Source organism: Hydrogenophaga sp. 5NK40-0174 (genome assembly GCF_040372165.1).
Classification (GTDB): Bacteria; Pseudomonadota; Gammaproteobacteria; order Burkholderiales; family Burkholderiaceae_C; genus Hydrogenophaga.
On record NZ_BAABWG010000010.1, the window covers coordinates 1 to 3,083 of the forward strand.

The following is a 3,083-nucleotide window of genomic DNA, read 5'->3' on the forward strand; positions in this document are numbered from 1 at the left end:
TTTTTCGTACAGGGAGCCTCTGCGCCGCGGGCGTCAAACGCGATCGAGGTCAAAAACGTGATGGATGGCGTGCCTGCTTGGTGCGCTGTGTGCCCGACGGCACACACAAGCCAACAGGTGCGCCAGACGCCCGCTTCTGGCCCGAGCCCTGCAAGGGCCTCGGCGCACGTGGCGCTTGCGGTGCAGAGGCTCCCCTTGGATGCCCCGGCTTGATGCTGCCGTCGTACAGGCCCTTGAGCGGGCCTTAAAGTCGCTTTCGGCGTCGGTCCAGCTGTAGAGGTTCAGGCCCTGGAGGAACAGCTCCTTGTCGGTCTCGAAGCTGTTGCCGTGGGTGCGCGAGGGGTCACGGTGTCATGTGGGTGGAGTTGCCACCGCGTTTCCTGCGAGGGAGAGAAAAGGCAAGACGCGACCCCAGCGAAGGGTGCGGCAGACGCCCGCTCTAAGCCTCTCCCCCTTGTGGCGCCACTGCAATCAAGGGATAGTGCTGCCAGGGCACCCCAGAACGATCGAACATACCCTCAACCTCGCGGAAGAATTCCGGCGTCATTTGGTCGTAATCATCAATGCGATATTTGGCCAAAAGCGCTTTGGCCGAGGGGGTGGCATAGAGCAGCGGCCCTATCCAGACATCAACGTCTTCACGCGCCTCATCCGCCGGGTTTGAGTAGGGGTTATGCTGAGATAAGCGAACTGCTAGCTCAACTATGCTCTCCTTGGGTGGGGCATCCAAGGAGTCCGGCGACCATGGGGCCCACTCACCGTGGCGCACGTAGTGAGTGGACCTTAGCAAATCTGCCGTCAGCAACCTAAAGAAAACTTCAACTAGTAGTTGCCATCGTTCAAGCGTTTTCTCATTCTCATCGCGCACCATCATTGCGAAGCTCCACGGGCTACTCTCTGTGTCATAAACGCTCAGGTACACAAGGGTCGAGTCAATCAGATCTTGTGCTTCCTCGGAAATCGTTGTCAATTTGCTCCCCCAGTGGCTCCAGTTTTCGGAAACTTTAGCTTCAGTTGCTGCGCACCCTTTCTACCCGCATTCACCGAATTGATCACCGAGTCATTGATTTCAACAGTAGCAGTGGTGTCTCGAGTTCCCTTGCTTGCGCCACCGGCCGGTCGATAAATGACCGTAGTGCCATCAGCAGTCGTCGCTCGCCATGCACCGGGTATGTTACTCACGGACTTTGCATCTTCCGGCATTGACCCGCCGAAGAACCTAAGCGCAAAGTCTAGAGCACTTTGGTTCGGGTCAATACTCTCTGACATCTGCCTCGGAACGCCAGTCACATTCGCCTGAACAGGCAAGCCAGTCTTTGGGTCCAGCGCCGTTCCGGGCAATTTCGCGTTTTGTATTGCCTCAAATGCCTTCTGGTTTGACGTGTAGTCCGGAAGCCCTTTTCGCGCAGGTAAGCCCCCAGCAAGCCTGGCGGCATCTTGTGCGGCTTCAATGGCTGTGTCAATCTTTTTGATCGATCCAATCGCCCCGCCACCGACGGGGAGGTTGGCGACCTGTTGGGCCATGAGGCTCCCGATCTCATTGCCATCGCCGCTCTCATACGCCTGCGCGAGCTTCTCGCGGTCTTCTGGCGTCATGACACCAATCAGGTAGGGCCAGTTGGAGGGCTCCGCAACGTAGTCCCATCCCGCGCCAGCGCCTTGTTTGATGTCCTCCCAGGCTTGCTTGTCTCCAGTGGCCGCCGCGAACAGCGTCTTGCCCGCACTCGCTGCCCCTTTGGCGGATTCTTTCACGGCCTCCCAACCGCCCTGGGCTGCACCTTTCAGCTTGCCGTCTACCGTCGAGCCCGCCAGATTCAGTGTTTCCTCTTTTTCAACTCGGAAGCTGAATTCCACGGCGTCAGCAAACGACTCCTTGCGTATGTATTCGGCTGCGGCAAACCGCACCTCATTGAACGTCTTTTGGCACTTTGCAGAACTTGATCCCTCGCAGGCAGCCAGTTCTTGGTTGCGGGCTTCGTCTACCTCCTTGAGGCGTGTGATTTCTGCTTTGCAGTTGCCATCGCATTTGCCGAAGAGCTCATTTTCTTTCAGCGTTTGTAGTTTTTTGGCCTCGTCGTGCTTCAGATAGTTGTTCGCAACCGCATTGGAGCCTGTGATCTGCCCCATGTTCATGTTGGCTTGCAGGTCCCGTGTGGTGTCGCCCGCCAGAGCGCCGCCCACGCCGCCAGCCACACTGCCGGCCAGGCCGGTGATGAAGACGGTGTTCTCGTTGATCGTTTTGCCGGGCACAGCCTTGAAGATGGATGACAGCGTGCTGTCCTCGTCTTTCAGCTCTGCCTTCACATCGTCGGCCAATGAGTGCGCCACCACGGCGCCCGCTGCGCCAGCGGCACAGCCTTTGCCGTTGCCCGAGCGCACCATGCCCAGGCCGCAGCCCAAGGCGCCATGGGCCAACTCGGCCTGGAGGTCGGTTAGCGCACCGTTAAAGTTCTGTTTGCCTATGTGGCCGGCAACCCCCTCGCCAAACTTGTCAAACCCGGCATTCATGCCCGCATTGAGCAGGTTCTCGCCAAAGCTGCCACCGTAGGCCACGGTGCTGCCCAATGCCGTGGCAGAGGTGTTGATAGCAAACCGGGTGAGCTCATCGGCAATGCCCAGGCCGGGCACCAGGGCCTTGACGGCGGTGGACACGATGCCAGCCTTCAGGCCTTTCTCTCCGGCTTGCAAGGCCTCGCCCACGTCGCCTGTCTGAATCAAGGTGCTGACGAACGAACCGGCGTAGCTGCCCACGGCAGCCCCCAGGCCGAGCGCCATGGTGCCGCCCACGGTGGCAACCGTGCCTCCTGTGCCGGCAATCACGCCCCCGGTCGCCATGGCATTGGGGATGATCCCCCCAAAGTACATGCTCGCCGCCCCCGCAGTGAAATACGTCACCACGGCCGCGGCCACCACCGCCACCACAATCTTCAGCCAGTTCGGCTTGGGCGGGTTGAGCATGGCCTCATAGCTGTCGCGGTAGCGCGATTCAGCCAGTGCACGGATCTCGGCGTAGCGCGCATCGCCCGGCTTGAGCTCCCCGTTCATCAGCTGGCGCAGCAGCCGCTCCTGCTCCGGGTTACCGT

At 59.9% G+C, this 3,083-nt stretch carries 2 protein-coding genes; both read right to left on the reverse strand.

The window, feature by feature from the left end:
* Window positions 1-439 precede the first annotated feature (439 nt).
* Complete coding sequence (locus ABWV89_RS18765) at window positions 440-970, reverse strand: hypothetical protein (protein ID WP_353400577.1); 531 nt, start codon at window positions 968-970, stop codon at window positions 440-442.
* Window positions 967-3,083, reverse strand: a 2,117-nt coding sequence (locus ABWV89_RS18770; protein WP_353400579.1) for a DUF6862 domain-containing protein, incomplete at its 5' end; no start/stop codon positions are given. The genes ABWV89_RS18765 and ABWV89_RS18770, both read right to left, overlap by 4 nt.